General features: G+C 73.2%; 10 protein-coding genes. 3 read left to right on the top strand and 7 right to left on the bottom strand.

Annotated elements, in window-relative coordinates; genetic code table 11:
- Positions 1–85: 85 nt before the first annotated feature.
- The 5 genes from IE308_RS04050 to IE308_RS04070 all read right to left on the bottom strand — a co-directional run bounded on the left by IE308_RS04050 (position 86) and on the right by IE308_RS04070 (position 8,447).
- A complete protein-coding gene (locus tag IE308_RS04050; RefSeq protein WP_190216605.1) occupies positions 86–2,410 on the bottom strand; it encodes a GH92 family glycosyl hydrolase in 2,325 nt (774 codons plus the stop codon).
- A 56-nt stretch (positions 2,411–2,466) separates the two neighbouring features.
- Positions 2,467–5,088, bottom strand: coding sequence for a PA14 domain-containing protein (locus IE308_RS04055; protein ID WP_190216606.1), 2,622 nt, complete (start codon positions 5,086–5,088; stop codon positions 2,467–2,469).
- A 163-nt stretch (positions 5,089–5,251) separates the two neighbouring features.
- Positions 5,252–6,472: a glucose-1-phosphate adenylyltransferase gene (gene glgC / locus IE308_RS04060; protein WP_110633923.1), complete on the bottom strand. Its 1,221-nt coding sequence runs from the start codon at positions 6,470–6,472 to the stop codon at positions 5,252–5,254.
- Between the two features lie 51 nt (positions 6,473–6,523).
- Entirely contained in the window at positions 6,524–7,675 is a 1,152-nt protein-coding gene (gene glgA / locus IE308_RS04065) for a glycogen synthase (RefSeq protein ID WP_190216607.1), read from the bottom strand.
- Positions 7,676–7,715: 40 nt separating this feature from the next.
- Positions 7,716–8,447, bottom strand: a complete 732-nt coding sequence (locus IE308_RS04070) for a (2Fe-2S)-binding protein (RefSeq protein WP_229908693.1) — start codon at positions 8,445–8,447, stop codon at positions 7,716–7,718.
- A gap of 226 nt (positions 8,448–8,673) precedes the next feature.
- On the opposite strand from IE308_RS04070, the gene IE308_RS04075 reads away from it, so the two are divergent.
- Positions 8,674–9,948 carry a DMT family transporter gene (locus IE308_RS04075; protein WP_190216609.1) on the top strand — a complete coding sequence of 425 codons (1,275 nt, stop codon included), beginning with the start codon at positions 8,674–8,676 and terminating at the stop codon, positions 9,946–9,948.
- Here IE308_RS04075 and IE308_RS04080 read toward each other — a convergent pair.
- Positions 9,938–11,140, bottom strand: a complete 1,203-nt coding sequence (locus IE308_RS04080) for a transglycosylase family protein (RefSeq protein WP_190216610.1) — start codon at positions 11,138–11,140, stop codon at positions 9,938–9,940. The genes IE308_RS04075 and IE308_RS04080 overlap by 11 nt on opposite strands.
- A 307-nt stretch (positions 11,141–11,447) precedes the next feature.
- Between IE308_RS04080 and gnd the strand changes: the two genes are divergently transcribed.
- Positions 11,448–12,887, top strand: a complete 1,440-nt coding sequence (gene gnd / locus IE308_RS04085) for an NADP-dependent phosphogluconate dehydrogenase (protein WP_110633908.1) — start codon at positions 11,448–11,450, stop codon at positions 12,885–12,887.
- Positions 12,888–13,554: 667 nt separating this feature from the next.
- Here gnd and IE308_RS04090 read toward each other — a convergent pair.
- A complete protein-coding gene (locus IE308_RS04090; RefSeq protein WP_190216611.1) occupies positions 13,555–13,983 on the bottom strand; it encodes a MarR family winged helix-turn-helix transcriptional regulator in 429 nt (142 codons plus the stop codon).
- Positions 13,984–14,108: 125 nt separating this feature from the next.
- On the opposite strand from IE308_RS04090, the gene IE308_RS04095 reads away from it, so the two are divergent.
- A complete protein-coding gene (locus IE308_RS04095; RefSeq protein WP_190216612.1) occupies positions 14,109–14,993 on the top strand; it encodes an MBL fold metallo-hydrolase in 885 nt (294 codons plus the stop codon).
- The last annotated feature ends 45 nt before the right edge of the window (positions 14,994–15,038 follow it).

Genomic DNA, 15,038 nt, shown 5'->3' on the forward strand with positions numbered 1-15,038 from the left:
TCAGTTAACAGCGGATTAAGTCCCGCCTCTTGGCGGACTGGGCCGAAAGAGGCGGGACTCGGGGTGACTCACGGGGCGGACGAGGTCACTTCAGGGCAGGGGGCGCCGCTTCGGGTGACGTACCCCACTCCGACGGGCGCGGGCCGACCGTGAAGTCGAGCGAGCGGATCGAGCGCAGGGTACCGGTGGTGAGGTAGGTGCGCGGGTACGGCGTGCCGTCGGCGCGCGCCGACTGGATGTACCGGTCGGTCGCGCTGGTGCCGCCGGCCGTGACGGTCAGCCGTCCGAGCGGGTGGTAGCGGCGGTCCAGGGTCAGGTCGACCCGGTCGAAGACGGGCGTGGACAGGCCCCAGACGGCGTCGCCGGGCTGCACCGGGAAGATCCCGATCGAGGACAGCACCATCCACGCGGACATCGTGCCGAGGTCGTCGTTGCCGGTCATGCCGGTCGGCGTGTCGGTGAACAGGGTGAGCGCCGCGTGCACCACGTCGGTCGTCTTCCAGGGCTGCCCGGTCGACAGGTAGGTGTACGGGGCGATGAGGTCGGGCTCGTTCTGCGGGTTGTACTTGTCGGCGTTGTAGTAGTCGTACGGCCCGTTCACCCACACCTCGCGTGCGGTGCGGGCCGGGTCCGCCTGCAGCCGGTCGTAGGCGAAGAAGGCGTCGAGCCGGTCGTTGGCGGCCCGGGCGCCGCCGATCAGGCCGATCATGCCGGGCAGGTCCTGCGGCACGAGCCACTGGTACTGCCAGGCCGTGCCCTCGTGGAAGCCCTCGCCGCGGGCCGGATCGGCCGGCCCGGTGAAGGCGCCGGAGGCGTCACGGGCGCGGAAGAAGCCGGTCGCCGGGTCGAAGATGTTCCGGTAGCTCTGCGCGCGGGCCGCGTACCGGTCGGCGTCCGCGGTGTGCCCGAGGGCGCGGGCCATCCTGGCGAGCATCGCGTCGGCGAGGGCGTACTCCAGGGTGGCCGAGGCCCCGTGGTCGTAGTCGGAGTCGCCGGGCTTGGCGTGCGGGCGGTCCTTGACGTACGGCGCGAAGCCCTGGGCCAGGTACTCCCGGTTGGCCTCCCGGCCCACCGCGGGCGAGCCGGCCGGCGGCACCCCGTCGGCGTTCTTCTTCAGCGCCCGGTACGCGCGCTCCTCCCAGCCCTTCAGCAGCCCCTGCCGGTAGGCGTTGGTGAGGAACGGCGTCACCGGGTCGCCGGTCATGATGTTCGTCTCGACCGTGCCGTATCCCCACTTGGGCAGCCAGCCGCTCTCCTCGTCGATGCGGATGACGGAGACCGCCATGTCGCGGGCCTCGCGCGGGGCGAGCAGGGAGAGCAGCTGGGACTGGGTGCGGTAGGTGTCCCACAGGGACCAGTTCTGGTAGTAGGTGAAGCCGCGGGCCCGGTGGACGCGCTGGTCCCAGCCGGTGTACCGGCCGTCGGCGTCGCTGCCGATGTTCGGCGCGAGGAACGACCGGTACAGCGACGAGTAGAAGGTGCGGCGCAGGGTGTCGTCGCCGCCCCGGACCCGCACGTCGTCCAGCCGGTCCTCCCACAGCCGCCGCGCCTGATCGCGCACCTGGTCGAAGGAACGGCCGCCCTCCGCGCGGAGGTTGACGGCGGCGCCGTGCGCGTCGACGTACGACAGCGCGGTGGTCGCCTCGACGGTGCGGTCCCGCCGGGTGTCGAAGCGGAGGTAGGCACCGCCCCGCCCGGTCCTCGCGCCCGCCGTGACGGTGGTGCCGTCCCAGGTGCCGTAGGCGGTGAAGGGGCGGTCGAAGCGGGTGATCGTGTAGAGGGTGTACGGCTCGGTGTCCTGGCAGAAGCCACGGCCGGTGAGGGCCGTGCGCACGGTGCGGTCGTCGACGATCTCGACCTGGGTGACGACGGCCCGGTGCAGGGACTGGGCCGCGTTCAGCAGGACGTTGGCCCGCTCGCCGGCCGGGAAGGTGTAGCGCTGCACGCCGGTGCGTTCGGTGGCGGTCAGCTCGGCGCGGATGCCGGAGTCCAGGCCGACGCGGTAGTAGCCGGGGGACGCCTCCTCGTCGGTGTGGGAGAAGCCGGCCGCGTACTTCGCGTAGTCCGTCTCGGTCACCTCCCCGGTCGTCGGCAGCACGGGCAGGTCGCCGCCCAGGCCGCAGCCGACGCCGGACAGGTGGACCAGGGAGAAGCCGCGGATGCGGGTGTGGGAGTAGTCGTAGCCGGTGTTGTGGCCGGTGTCCGGGGACAGCTGGACCATGCCGAACGGCACGGCGGCGCCGGGGTAGGTGTTGCCCTCGTTCTCGGTGCCGATGAACGGGTTGACGAGATCGGTGAGGCGGTCGGTCGGCTCGGCGGCGGCCCGGGCCCCGGCCGGGGCGCCCAGCAGCGCGGACGCTGCCAGGGCCCCGGCCAGGCACAGCCGCAGCCGGTCCCGGATCCCTCTCATACGGGGAGACCTCCAGGCTGGGTGGACATCGTTGTCCGAAGGGTGGTGGAAAGCGCTCACGAGGCCGCGCATCCGGCGACGGTCGCCCGCGACGCGTCGCGGATCAGCGCCCGGTGGGCGGCCCGCATGCGGTCGGCGTCCGGCTTGAGCACCCGCCGGTCGTACGTCACCAGGCCGTTCAGCTCGCCCTCGACGTCCGAGATCTGCGTGTACACAGCGCCGTTGGAGCCGCGGCAGGCCAGCGCGTGCACCTCGGCGAGCCGGGCCAGGTAGTCGTCGGTGTAGGCGGCGGGGTCGACGTCGACGTACGACTGCTGCACCGACCAGGCGTGGCCGGGCACCGCGAGGCCGAGGCCGCCGTACTCGCCGCTGACCAGGGCGCGTTCGCCGTCCGGGTGGGGCGGCAGGGCGGGACTCGGGTAGCCGTGCTCGTCCATGATGTCGCCGGCGCCGCCGTCCGCGCCGAGGTTCAGGCCGGACATGTTGTTCACCAGCCGGGTCGGGTCCCAGGCCTTGGCCTGCTCGGCGACGCGGCCGACGTCGTACTGGCCCCAGCCCTCGTTGAAGGTCACCCACATGATCACCGAGGGGCTGCTGAGATGCTCGTCGATGATCTGCTTCATCTCGCGCTCGTACTCCGCGCGGGCGGCGTCGCCCGGGTTCACTCCGGCCGTCATCGCCGGGATGTCCTGCCACACCAGCAGCCCCAGCCGGTCGGCCCAGTAGAACCAGCGGTCCGGCTCGATCTTGATGTGCTTGCGCACCGAGTTGAAGCCGAGGCGCTTGTGCAGGCGCAGGTCGTAGGCGAGGGCCTCGTCGCTGGGCGCGGTGTGCAGGCCGTCCGGCCAGAAGCCCTGGTCGAGGGTGGCCATCAGGAAGACGGGCTTGCCGTTGAGGAGCGTGCGTGGCACGCCGTTCACCTTCTCGACGGCGACCGAGCGCATGCCGAAGTAGCTGCCGACGCGGTCGGCGCCGACGCTCACCTTCAGGTCGTACAGGAAGGGGTCGTCGGGAGACCACAGGCGGGCGTCGGGGATGCGCAGGGTGAGCGGGCCGCCGCTGCGGCCGGTGGCGCCGGCGACCCTGCGGCCGTGGTCGTACGCCGTCGCCGTGACCGGGAGTCCGGCGCGCACGCCCTGCGGTTCGACGGTGAGGGTGCCGGCGGCGACGTCCGGGGTGAGCTTCAGGCCGTCGACGTGGTCGGCGGCGACCGGCTCCAGCCACACCGTCTGCCAGATGCCGGAGGACGGGGTGTACCAGATGCCGCTGGGGTCCAGGCGCTGCTTGCCGAGCGGCGGGTTCTCGCCGTTCGCCGCATCCGTCGGGTCGTACACGCCGACGATCAGCTCCTGGGTGCGGCCGGGCTTCAGCGCGTCGGTGATGTCCGCGGCGAACTTGTCGTAGCCGCCCTGGTGTTCGGTGACCTTCGTGCCGTTGACCCAGACCTCGGCGCGCCAGTCGACGGCGCCGAAGTTCAGCTGGAGCCGCCTGCCGGAGCCGATGTGCCAGTCGGCCGGGACGGTGAAGGTGCGCCGGTACCACATGCGGTCCTCGTGCCGCTCCAGGCCGGACAGCTGGGACTCGACGGGATAGGGCACGAGGATCCGCTCGGGCAGGTCCCGCCCGACCGGCGGCCGCTCCCCCGCCCCGGCGGCCGCGAACTGCCAGCTGCCGTTGAGGTTCTGCCAGACGGGCCGGGTGAGCTGGGGCCGCGGGTACTCGCGGTGGGCGTTGCCCGGGGTGACGCCGTCGGCCCACGGCGTGCGCAGCTCGTACGTGGAGTGGTTGGGGCCGCTGCTCCAGAACGCTTTGACAACGTTGCCGTCGGCTCGGGTCAGGCCGCCCTGCCCGTCGTAGCGGACGTCGGCGAGGCCGGGCGCGGTGCCCGTTTTGTTGCCGACGACCGGCTCCTTGAGGCCGACGAGGAGGGACCTGGGGTCGGCGGGGTCGAGGCGCGCCGTCCCGAGCGGCCAGCGGGCGCCGCCGATCACCGCGTCGAGGTGGCCGGCGACGTCGGCCGGCGGTGCGGTAAGCGCGTGGGCGAAGTCCAGGCGCAGGGTACGGCCGTCCCGCTCGACCGTGGTGGCGATGGCGCCGTCGTAGTCGTAGCCCTCGGGCAGCAGGAACGCCGACTGCGGTACGGCGGTCTTCACGCCGCCGGGCGGGGTCCAGCGCAGGTGGAGGTTGGAGCCACCGAAGTGCTCGAAGTACTCGACCTTGATGGCGTAGGACCGGCCGGCGGTCAGCTCCACGGGGGCGGCGGTCTGTTCGCGGTCCCAGTCGTCGACCCAGTGGTCGATGAGGAGGCGGCCGTCGACCCAGAGGCGGAAGCCGTTGTCCCCGATGAGGGAAAACGTTGTCGGACCGCTCTTCTCCGGCATGATCCGGCCGGTCCAGCGGACGCTGACGTCGTCGGAGCGGCCGGTCGCGGAGGCGAGGCGGGACTCCAGCGAGGGGAAGTCGAGCTGCGGGTCGAACCCGGTGGCCTTCAGCTCGTGGAAGTCGAAGGCGCCGGGGGCGGTCTGGGTGTAGTACTCGCCCTTGAGGCCATGGACCTCGACGGGCTCGTCCAGGGCGGTGCCCGGGGTGGCGGTGCTCGCGGTGGCGGTCAGGCCGGTGAGGCCGAGGGCCGCGGTGAGCAGTAAGGCGAGTCGGGCTCTGAGTCGTCCGGTGCGCACGGGTCTCCCTTCAACGGGGTCGGCTGGCGGCTCGTTGACACTCTGCTTGCCTGCGCGCTCGTTTACATCGTTGAAACGAGCGGCAGGTGGCATTCGAGCACGAGCTTCCGCTTCCCGTCCAGGGGCATGACAAGACCGGGCGGCACCGGGCGGTGCACTCGGGCTACGACACTCGCTGCCCCTTGCCCAGCGCGATCACGCCCGCCTTGGAGACCGTGTACAGCTCGGCGTCCCGGCTCGGGTTGACGCCGATCGTCGCACCGGGCGGCACCTCCACGTTCTTGTCCAGCACCGCGCCCCGGACGACCGCGCCGCGGCCGATGTGGACGTTGTCGTGCAGGACCGAGCCCTGGACGACCGCGCCCGGGTCCACCACCACGCCCGGGGAGAGGACCGAGCGGGTGACCTGGCCGCGGATCAGGCAGCCGGCGCTGATGATCGACTCGCTGGCTATGCCGCCCGCGTTGAAGCGGGCCGGGGAGAGCTGGCCGGAGTGGGTGTAGATGGGCCACTGGCGGTTGTACAGGTTGAAGGCGGGGCGCTCGGCGATCAGGTCCATGTGGGCGTCGTAGTAGGCGTCCAGGGTGCCCACGTCCCGCCAGTAGCCCTGGTCGCGGCTGGTCTCGCCGGGCACGTGGTTGGCGCTGAAGTCGTAGAGGGCGGCCTCGCCGCGGTCGGTGAGCTGGGGCAGGATCGAGCCGCCCATGTCGTGGACGGAGGCGGGGTCCTCGGCGTCGCGCTGGAGCGCCTCGATGAGGGCCTTGGTCGTGAAGATGTAGTTGCCCATGGAGGCGAAGACGCACCCCGGGTCGTCCGCGAGGCCCGGCGGGTCGGTCGGCTTCTCCAGGAAGCCCTGCACCGTCTGCCCGTCCGAGCCGGGCGTGATCACGCCGAAGGCGGAGGACTCCTCGCGCGGCACGCGGATGCCGGCCACGGTGACGCCCGCGCCGCTCTCGATGTGCTGGGCGAGCATCTGGCGCGGGTCCATGCGGTAGACGTGGTCGGCGCCGAAGACGGCGACGTACTCCGGCTGCTCGTCGTAGATCAGGTTGAGCGACTGCAGGATGGCGTCGGCGCTGCCCAGGTACCAGCGCGGGCCGAGGCGCTGCTGCGCGGGGACCGGGGTGACGTAGTTGCCGAGCAGGCTGGACATCCGCCAGGTGGTGGTGATGTGCCGGTCCAGCGAGTGCGACTTGTACTGCGTGAGCACGCAGATCCGCAGGATGTCGCCGTTGACCAGGTTGGACAGCACGAAGTCGACCAGGCGGTACGTCCCGCCGAAGGTGACCGCCGGTTTCGCGCGGTCGGCGGTCAGGGGCATCAGACGCTTGCCCTCTCCGCCGGCCAGCACGATGCCCAGCACCGAAGGTCCGCCACGCCGCATGGCCGCTCCCCTCACCGCGATTGCCCCATGCCTGCCCCTGACCTGGGACGGCTAAGCCTGTTTCAGGATCTCCTCGTACAACCGCACCGTGCGCCGGGCCACCGCGTCCCAGCCGAACTCCTCCACCGCCCTCTCCCGTCCGGCCTCGCCCATCCGCCGCGCGGCCTGCGGATCTCCGATCACCGCGTCCAGCGCCCGGGCGAGTCCCGCCTCGAAGTCGTCGTCCAGAGGGACGAGTACCCCGGTGCGGCCGTCGTCGACGACCTCGGGGATGCCGCCGACGCGGGACGCCACGACGGGGGTGCCGCAGGCCATCGCCTCCAGGTTGACGATGCCGAGGGGTTCGTACACCGACGGGCAGACGAAGACCGCCGCGTGGGTCAGCAGCTGGATCACCTCCGGGCGCGGCAGCATCCGCGGGATCCAGAAGACGCCGTCGCGGACCCGGCTCAGCTCCTCGAACAGCTCGCGGAACTCGCGGTCGATCTCCGGGGTGTCCGGGGCGCCCGCGCAGAGCACAACCTGGGCCGCCGGGTCGATGCCGCGGACCGCGCGCAGCAGGTGGTCGACGCCTTTCTGCCGGGTGATGCGGCCGACGAACAGCACGTACGGGCGGCCGGGGTCGACGCCGATCCGGGCCAGGGCCTCGGTGCCGTGGTCGGGGCGGTACAGGCCGGTGTCGATGCCGTTGTGGACGATGTGCACCCGGTCCGGGTCGAGGGCCGGGTAGCAGCCGAGGATGTCGTCCCGCATGGCACCGGAGACGGCGATGACCGCGTCGGCGGCCTCGATCGCGGTGCGCTCGGCCCAGCTGGACAGGTCGTACCCGCCGCCGAGCTGCTCTGCCTTCCAGGGGCGCAGCGGCTCCAGCGAGTGGGCGGTCATCACGTGCGGGATGCCGTGCAGCAGCTTGGCGAGGTGGCCGCCGAGGTTGGCGTACCAGGTGTGCGAGTGGACCAGCTCGCGGCCCTCCAGGGCGGCGGCCATGGACAGGTCGACGGAGAAGGTGCGCAGCGCGTCGTTGGCGCCGTCCAGGCGCGACCAGGGGCGGTGGCGCAGCACGCCGTCGGTGCGGCCCTCGCCCCAGCAGTGCACGTCGAGGTCGACCAGCGGCCGCAGCTCGCGGGCGAGGAACTCGACGTGGACACCCGCGCCGCCGTACACGTCCGGGGGATACTCCCGGGTCAGCAGTCCCACTCGCACCCGGAACCCCCTGCTGCTCGGCGGCTGTTCCCCTTCATGGTCACCCAGATGCGGCGTGCGGGGAAGAGCGCGGGGGCCGGACGAAGCAGCAGTCGCCGCAGACCCCGCCGCCGGGCACCCGGTAGTACAGGCAGCAGCTGCGCCGCCGGAAGGCGGTGCCGGTGAGGTTTCCGGTGCCGGCGAGGTACGGATGGGCGAGCAGTTCGGCGGTGCGGGCCCGGGCCTGTGCGGCGGCGTCGGTACGGCCCTGAGCGCGCGCCCAGCGCTCCAGCTGGCGGGCGGCGCCGGTGAGCGCGGAGGCGGCGTTGCCGCGCAGCAGCCCGGGCGCGAGGCGGTACCCGGCCCGCAGAGCGGCCTCCAGGGGCCGCAGATGACCGTCGATCACGACGTCCGCCAGCCGGTCCGCGGGCAGCGGTCGTACGGCGTCCAGCACCAGGTCGTCGGGGGCGCTGCCGTCGGGGTCCCAGCGCAGCAGCCGCGGGTCGAGGTCGGGGACGGCGCCGTGGAGGACTGCGCAGGCCAGGGGCGCCGACCACAGGCGGGCGGCGAGGCCGAGGTGGGCCACGGAGGCGGCGACGCGCGGCTCGGGGGCGCGCAGGGCGGCGGCCACCTTGCCGACGCGGAAATCCAGTGGATTCCCGTAAACATCCGACGTTTGATGGTCGTACACCTGCGCGAGCGCGGGTGCGGACGGGGGCGGCCCTCCGGTGGTGCGTAGGAGGAAGTAGCCGCCGAGCGGGCGCAGCGCTGCGAGGTCGGGGTCGAGGTCCACGACCAGCAGTAGTACCAAGCCGGGCGCCGGGTGCGATCAGGGGGCCGTCGGGGTCGCGCCCACCCAGGGGAGGAGGGCGCGTGCGGCGTACTCCATCGGCAGTAGGACCCATTGCGTGCTCAGGGACGACGACGGGAACAGCGGAAAGGGGCATCGTGTTGCCTATGGAAGCCGACCGTTCGTCGCGCCGGGCCCATGGCCCCCGCCTCACGCAGAGGAGCAGCTCATGAGCGCCCTCGCGTTGTCCGTGCTGCTGTCGCTCGTCTCCGCCGTCGCGTACGCGGGCGGGGCGATCGTGCAGGAGCAGGTCGCGGTGTCCTCCCCCGGCGAGCAGTTCGCACCGCTGCGCCGCCCGGGCTGGTGGGCCGCGGTGGCGCTGAACGGGCTCGGAGCGCTGCTGCACGTGGTGGCGCTGGCGTACGGACCGCTCAGCCTGGTGCAGCCGCTGGGCGCCCTCACCATCGTCTTCGCGCTGCCGATGGCGGCGCTGTTCGTGCGCCGCCGGGCCGGGGCGACCGCGTGGCGCGGCGCCATCATGGCCACGGTCGGTCTCGCCGGTCTGCTGTCCCTGGTCGGCAACGCCGACGCGCAGTCGCTGAGCACCCCGCAGCGGGTGGGCGCGGCGCTGGTCACCGGTGTCGCGGTCGCGGCGCTGATGGTCGCCGGGCGGGCCGCGCACCGGCACCCGGCGGTGCGCAGTGTTCTGCTGGCCACGGCCTCCGGCATCGCCTTCGGCATGTCCTCGGTGTTCACCAAGACCGTCGCGGTCGACTGGACCGGCGGCGTCACCGCCTCCGACGTGCCGTCGCTGGGCGTCATCGCCGTGTTCGCCGTCGCGGGCGTGCTGCTGTCGCAGGCCGCCTACCAGGGCGGCGGGCTGGCGGCGCCGCTCGCCACCCTCACGGTCGTCAACCCGGTGGTCGCGGCGGCCATCGGCATCACGATGTTCGACGAGACCTTCCGCTACGGCACCACCGGCACCGCGCTCGCCCTCGCCTGCGGTGTCGTCGCGGCGGGCGGCCTGATCCTGCTGACCACCGAGCGGATCGAGCGGACGCCGGTGGTGGAGGCCGGCGGGTTTCCTGCGGTGGACGGTGCGAAGCTTGCGGCACGGGAGGCCGAGGACCTCCCGGTCGCGGCCGCGGTGACCGGGCCGAGGAGCACGGAAGGGGCGCCGTCGGCGGCCCCCTCCGGGGTCGTGCCGTCCGTGGCGACCCTGACGGTCCTGGATCCCGGGCTGCTCGTCCCGCGGCAGCAGCCGGTCCCCGGCCCGCTGTACACGGACGACGAATACGCGGCATCCGGGCCGTACGGCGAACCGGAACGGGCCGACGCGGCGGGCGAGGGGGAGGAAGCCGGCCCGTTGAGCGCGATGGGCGCGCTGGGCTCGGTGGGCGCGGTGGCGGGCCACTTCGCGGTGCTGAACGTCGGCCCCTGCTACGGCGGGGCGTTCGTCCCGGCGGTCGTCCTGGACCGCCACCGCCCACGCGTCAAATCCTGACGCCCCCGGCCCGCAGATACGCCAGCGGGTCGACGTCCGAACCGAAGCCGGGCCCCGTCCGCACCTCGAAGTGCAGATGCGGGCCCGTGCTGTTGCCCGTGGAGCCGGAGCGGCCGATGCGCTGCCCGCCGCCCACGCTCTGCCCGTCCCGGACCGAGATCGCCGACAGGTGCGCGTACTGGGTGTAGCGGCCGTCGGCGTGCCGGATCACCACCTGGTAGCCGAAGGACCCGCCCCAGCCGGCCTCGACGACCGTGCCGGGCGCGACGGCCTTCACCGAGGTGCCGGTGGGGACGGGGAAGTCGACGCCGGTGTGGTAGCCCTTCGACCAGGAGGAGCCGGCCGCGTGGTAGGGCGTGCCGACGGCACCGGCGCTCACGGGCGCGACCAGGGCGCCGTGGCCGGTCCTGCGCTCGTTCTTGCGCTCGGCCTTGCTGTCGTGGTGCTTGCGCGGCGCGTCGTGCTGCGGCGCGGCCTTCCTGGACGGGGCCTTCTTGGACGACGCCTTCTTGGAAGGGGTCTGCGGGGTCCCCGTGGCGGTGTCGTCCAGGTGCAGCCGCTGCCCGGGCAGGATCAGGTCGGGATCGGCGCCGATCGTCTGCCGGTTGGCGGCGTACAGGCCGCGCCAGCCGCCGCGGACGTGCTGGTCGGAGGCGATGCCGGAGAGGGTGTCGCCCTGGACCACGGTGTACATCTCGGCCTTGCCGGCGCGGGACTGGGGCGTGGTCTGGGGCCGGACGTCCGCCGCGGAGGTCCTGACGGTGCCGGCCGCCTTGGTGCGGACCGCGTCCGGGTGGATGTCCGGGGTGTCGCCGCCGCGGGCGAGCCCCGCGCGCACCGAGCACTGCGGCCAGGCGCCGGGCCCCTGCCCGTCGAGGACACGTTCGGCGACGGCGATCTGCTCGTCCCGGGTGGCCAGATCGGCGCGCGGCGCGTACCGGGTGCCGCCGTACTCCTCCCACGTGGACCGGGTGAACTGCAGGCCGCCGTAGAAGCCGTTGCCGGTGTTGATGTGCCAGTCGCCGCTGGACTCGCAGGCCGCGACCTTGTTCCAGGTGCCGACGTCGGCGGCGTGGGCGGCACCGGCGCCGATGAGGGGCAGCGCCATCCCGGCACCGCCCGCGGTGACGGTGAGCGAGGCGCGGTTGATCCTGTTCGGCTGGTACCGGCGGTGCCGGCCGCGTACGGCCATGTCTGAAGCCCCCTAGCCCTGCGTCGGAGGGGCCAAAAGTAAGCGCCGCGAACAGGCCATGACAAGACGGCAATCGGCCGCGCACCACGTCAAGTGGCGGGTATACGGCGCTCCTTGTGCCCCCGCCGGGCGCACGTTGAGCCGCGGGGGCGCATCGGTGCGTACTGAAGCCTGGCGGGTCACGTGGGCGTGGCCCGCGGCCGCGCGTCAGGATGGGCCGTAGGCCGTGTCCGCGAAGCCGGGACCTTGCGGACAGGGCCCAGCACGATACTGACGAGCACGACCGACACTTCCAGGAGCAGGCGGTATGAGCACTTCAGCGCAGATCGGCGTCACGGGTCTGGCGGTCATGGGCCGCAACCTCGCCCGGAACTTCGCCCGCAACGGCTACACGGTGGCCGTGCACAACCGGACGGCGGCGCGCACCCACGCGCTCGTCGAGGAGTTCGGGCAGGAGGGCGACTTCATCGCGGCCGAGACCGCCAAGGAGTTCGTGGCGGCGCTGGAGCGCCCGCGGCGCCTCGTGGTCATGGTGAAGGCCGGTGAGCCGACGGACGCGGTGATCCAGGAGTTCGCGCCGCTCCTGGAGCCCGGCGACATGATCATCGACGGTGGCAACGCGCACTTCGCGGACACCCGCCGCCGGGAGCGCGACCTGCGGGAGCGGGGCATCCACTTCGTCGGCATGGGCGTCTCGGGCGGTGAGGAGGGCGCGCTGCACGGCCCGAGCATCATGCCGGGCGGCCCGAAGGAGTCGTACGACTCGCTCGGCCCGATGCTGGAGAAGATCTCCGCGAAGGCGGCGGACGGCGCGCCGTGCGTGACGCACGTGGGTCCCGACGGCGCGGGTCACTTCGTGAAGATGGTCCACAACGGCATCGAGTACGCCGACATGCAGCTGATCGGCGAGGCGTACCAGCTGCTGCGGGATGTCGCCGGGTACTCCCCCGCCGAGATCGCGGAGATCTTCCGCACGTGGAACACCGGGCGGCTGGACTCCTACCTGATCGAGATCACGGCCGAGGTGCTGTCGCACGTGGACGCGGCGACGGGCAAGCCGTTCGTGGACGTCGTGGTGGACCAGGCGGAGCAGAAGGGCACCGGCCGCTGGACCGTGCAGATCGCGCTGGACCTGGGCGTGCCGGTCTCGGGCATCGCGGAGGCGGTGTTCGCGCGCTCGCTGTCGGGCCACGCGCAGCTGCGGGAGGCCTCACGGGGGCTGGCCGGCCCGAAGGCGGCGCCGCTGAACGAGGCGGAGGCGGCGGCGTTCGCGGACCGGGTGGAGCAGGCGCTGTACGCGTCGAAGATCGTGTCGTACACGCAGGGCTTCCACGAGATCGCCGCGGGCAGCGAGGAGTACGGCTGGGACATCGACCTCGGTGCCGTGTCGTCGATCTGGCGGGGCGGCTGCATCATCCGGGCGGCTTTCCTGGACCGCATCCGCGCCGCCTACGACGCGCGGCCGGACCTGCCGAGCCTGCTGTCCGACGAGACGTTCGCGCGGGAGATCGCGGACGCGCAGGACGCCTGGCGCGAGGTCCTGGTCTCGGCGACGCTCCAGGGCGTGCCCACGCCGGGCTTCGCCGCGGCTCTCGCCTACTACGACGCCCTGCGCGCCGAGCGGCTGCCGGCCGCGCTCACCCAGGGCCAGCGGGACTTCTTCGGCGCGCACACCTACCGGCGCGTCGACCGGGACGGCTCGTTCCACACGCTGTGGGGCGGGGACCGGTCCGAGGTGTCCGCGTAGGGGCTGCTGACCGCTGCTGACACGGGGTCAGGAGCTGTCGGCCTGCGTTAAGTGGATGAAGGGCCCTCCCGTCTGGCGGGAGGGCCCTTGCGCATCCCTGGTCGGGGCCTTTGCCGATCCGGTGGCCGGCCCGCACGCCCCGTGGTTCAGCTGAGCGGCGGCCCCGGCTCGGGATTGGGCACGGGTTCGGGGCCCGGCGGGACGGGAGAGGGGTCCGGCGCGGGAGGGACGGGTGAGGGGTCGGGCGCCGGCGGAACCGGTGACGGGTCGGGGCCCGGCGGTACGGGCGACGGGTCGGGGCCGGGAATCGGCCCCGGGGGCGGTCCGGGCGGCGTCGGCTGCGGTCCCGGGGGCTGCGGGCCGGGAGGCTGCGGACCAGGGGGCGGCGGCTGCGGGCCGGGAGGCGGGGGCGGGGCAGGGCTCGGCGGGGGTCCGGGGGCCGGGGGCGGCTCGGGCGGCGGCACCGGGTGCGGTTCCGGCGGCGCCGGGTCCGGGCCGGGCGTGGGACCCGGGTGGACGGGGTCGGGGAAGGGGTTGGTCATCGTGTCCTCCGGCCAACAGGTCGACCTTGGCTCTGGACTACTCCCCCGCCTACCCGGAGGCGCCGCGCGCAGTCACCCACGGGGAGCAACGGGCAGGGCCGGGTGGCGCACGCGGCGCGAGGGGCTCAGCGGCGTACGACGGCCTGTTGCAGCAGCTGCTGGAGCTGGGTCTGCTGTTCTCCGGTGAGGCCGGCCAACGGGGAGTCCTGGGCCAGCAGTTCCAGGAGGCGGGCGCGCAGGGCCGTGCCCTCGGCGGTGAGGACGAGGTGGCGGGCGCGGCGGTCGGTGGGGTGGGCGCGGCGTTCGACGAGGCCCTGCTTCTCCAGCCGGTCGACGACGAAGGTGGCGTTGGAGGGCTCGCAGCTCATGCGGTCGGCCAGTTCCCGCATGGTCAACGGGCCGGTCATCTCCCGCAGCGCGGTCGCCTGGGGCGCGGTGAGGCCGAGGGCGGCGGCGCGCACGCGGACGTGGTCGGCGATCTGCTGGGCGAGGCCGTTGACCAGACCGCACAGTTCCCGCTCGGCGACGGTCGGCTGCTGCGGGGAGTTCGTCATGGCCTCATCCTAGCAACCCCATCAAGCCTGAACCTTTCTAGCTTGAACGTTTCGAGCTTGATGCTTATGGTTTCCCTGACGCGGCTTCAGAACCCTTTCCCCCGAGCACTCGACGAGGACGACCGATGACGACGACGAACCTTGCAGTGGACGACGAGACCGCACGCCTGCGCCGCCCGGCGGGCATCCGCTCGATACGGCTGGGCACGACGAAGGTGTCGTTCGTGCCGGACGGGGTGGTGCTGCTGCCGCCGCGGGGCTGGCTTCCCGACACCACGGACGAGGTGTGGCGCGCCCACCCCGAGTACCTGGACGAGTCCGGCCACCTGGTGGCGAGCCTCGGCGGGCTGCTGGTGGAGAACGGCGACCGCGCGCTGCTGATCGACACGGGCTTCGGCCCGCAGTCACTGCCGGCCGACCCGGCGACGCCGCGCGGGCCCATCCGGGGAGGCGCGCTCCTGGAGAACCTGGCGGCCCTCGGCCGCCACCCGCGGGACGTGGAGGCGGTGGCCTTCACCCACCTGCACCCCGACCACCTCGGCTGGACCGACCGGCCGGCCCCGGGCACGGACCGGCCCGCGTTCGCGCACGCCCCGCACCTGGTGTCGGCGCCGGAATGGGCCGCGCGGGCCGACGGTCATGGAGAACAGGCGGCGGCACTGGAGCCGTACGTGCGCACGGTGACGGACGGGGAGGAGATCTTCCCGGGCGTACGGGTCCGGGTGACCGGCGGGCACACGCCCGGCCACACCACGTACGAGATCACTTCGGGCGGGCGGCGGCTGATCGCCTTCGGCGACGCCCTGCACTCACCGGTCCAGATCGGGCATCCGGAGTGGTCGGCGGCGGTCGACCACGACCCGGCCCGCGCCGCCGCACAGCGCCGCGCCCTGATCGCCGAACTGGCGAAGCCGGACACCATCGGCTTCGGCATCCACTTCGCGGACGTGGTGTTCGGCCGGGTCGGGCGGGGCGAGTCCGGCCCGGTCTGGGAGCCGGTGGACGAGTGAGCCGGGGGCGCGCGCCGCAACCGTCTCGGCGTCAACGCCCCCGTG

Source organism: Streptomyces griseosporeus, assembly GCF_014656055.1.
In the GTDB taxonomy this organism is placed as follows: domain Bacteria; phylum Actinomycetota; class Actinomycetes; order Streptomycetales; family Streptomycetaceae; genus Streptomyces; species Streptomyces griseosporeus.

Coding starts and splice junctions, on each gene's coding strand:
- IE308_RS04050 (WP_190216605.1), bottom strand. CDS start 2,410: ATGAGAGGGATCCGGGACCGGCTGCGGCTGTGCCTGGCCGGGGCCCTG.
- glgC (WP_110633923.1), bottom strand. CDS start 6,472: ATGCGGCGTGGCGGACCTTCGGTGCTGGGCATCGTGCTGGCCGGCGGA.
- IE308_RS04075 (WP_190216609.1), top strand. CDS start 8,674: ATGAGCGCCCTCGCGTTGTCCGTGCTGCTGTCGCTCGTCTCCGCCGTC.
- IE308_RS04080 (WP_190216610.1), bottom strand. CDS start 11,140: ATGGCCGTACGCGGCCGGCACCGCCGGTACCAGCCGAACAGGATCAAC.
- gnd (WP_110633908.1), top strand. CDS start 11,448: ATGAGCACTTCAGCGCAGATCGGCGTCACGGGTCTGGCGGTCATGGGC.
- IE308_RS04090 (WP_190216611.1), bottom strand. CDS start 13,983: ATGACGAACTCCCCGCAGCAGCCGACCGTCGCCGAGCGGGAACTGTGC.
- IE308_RS04095 (WP_190216612.1), top strand. CDS start 14,109: ATGACGACGACGAACCTTGCAGTGGACGACGAGACCGCACGCCTGCGC.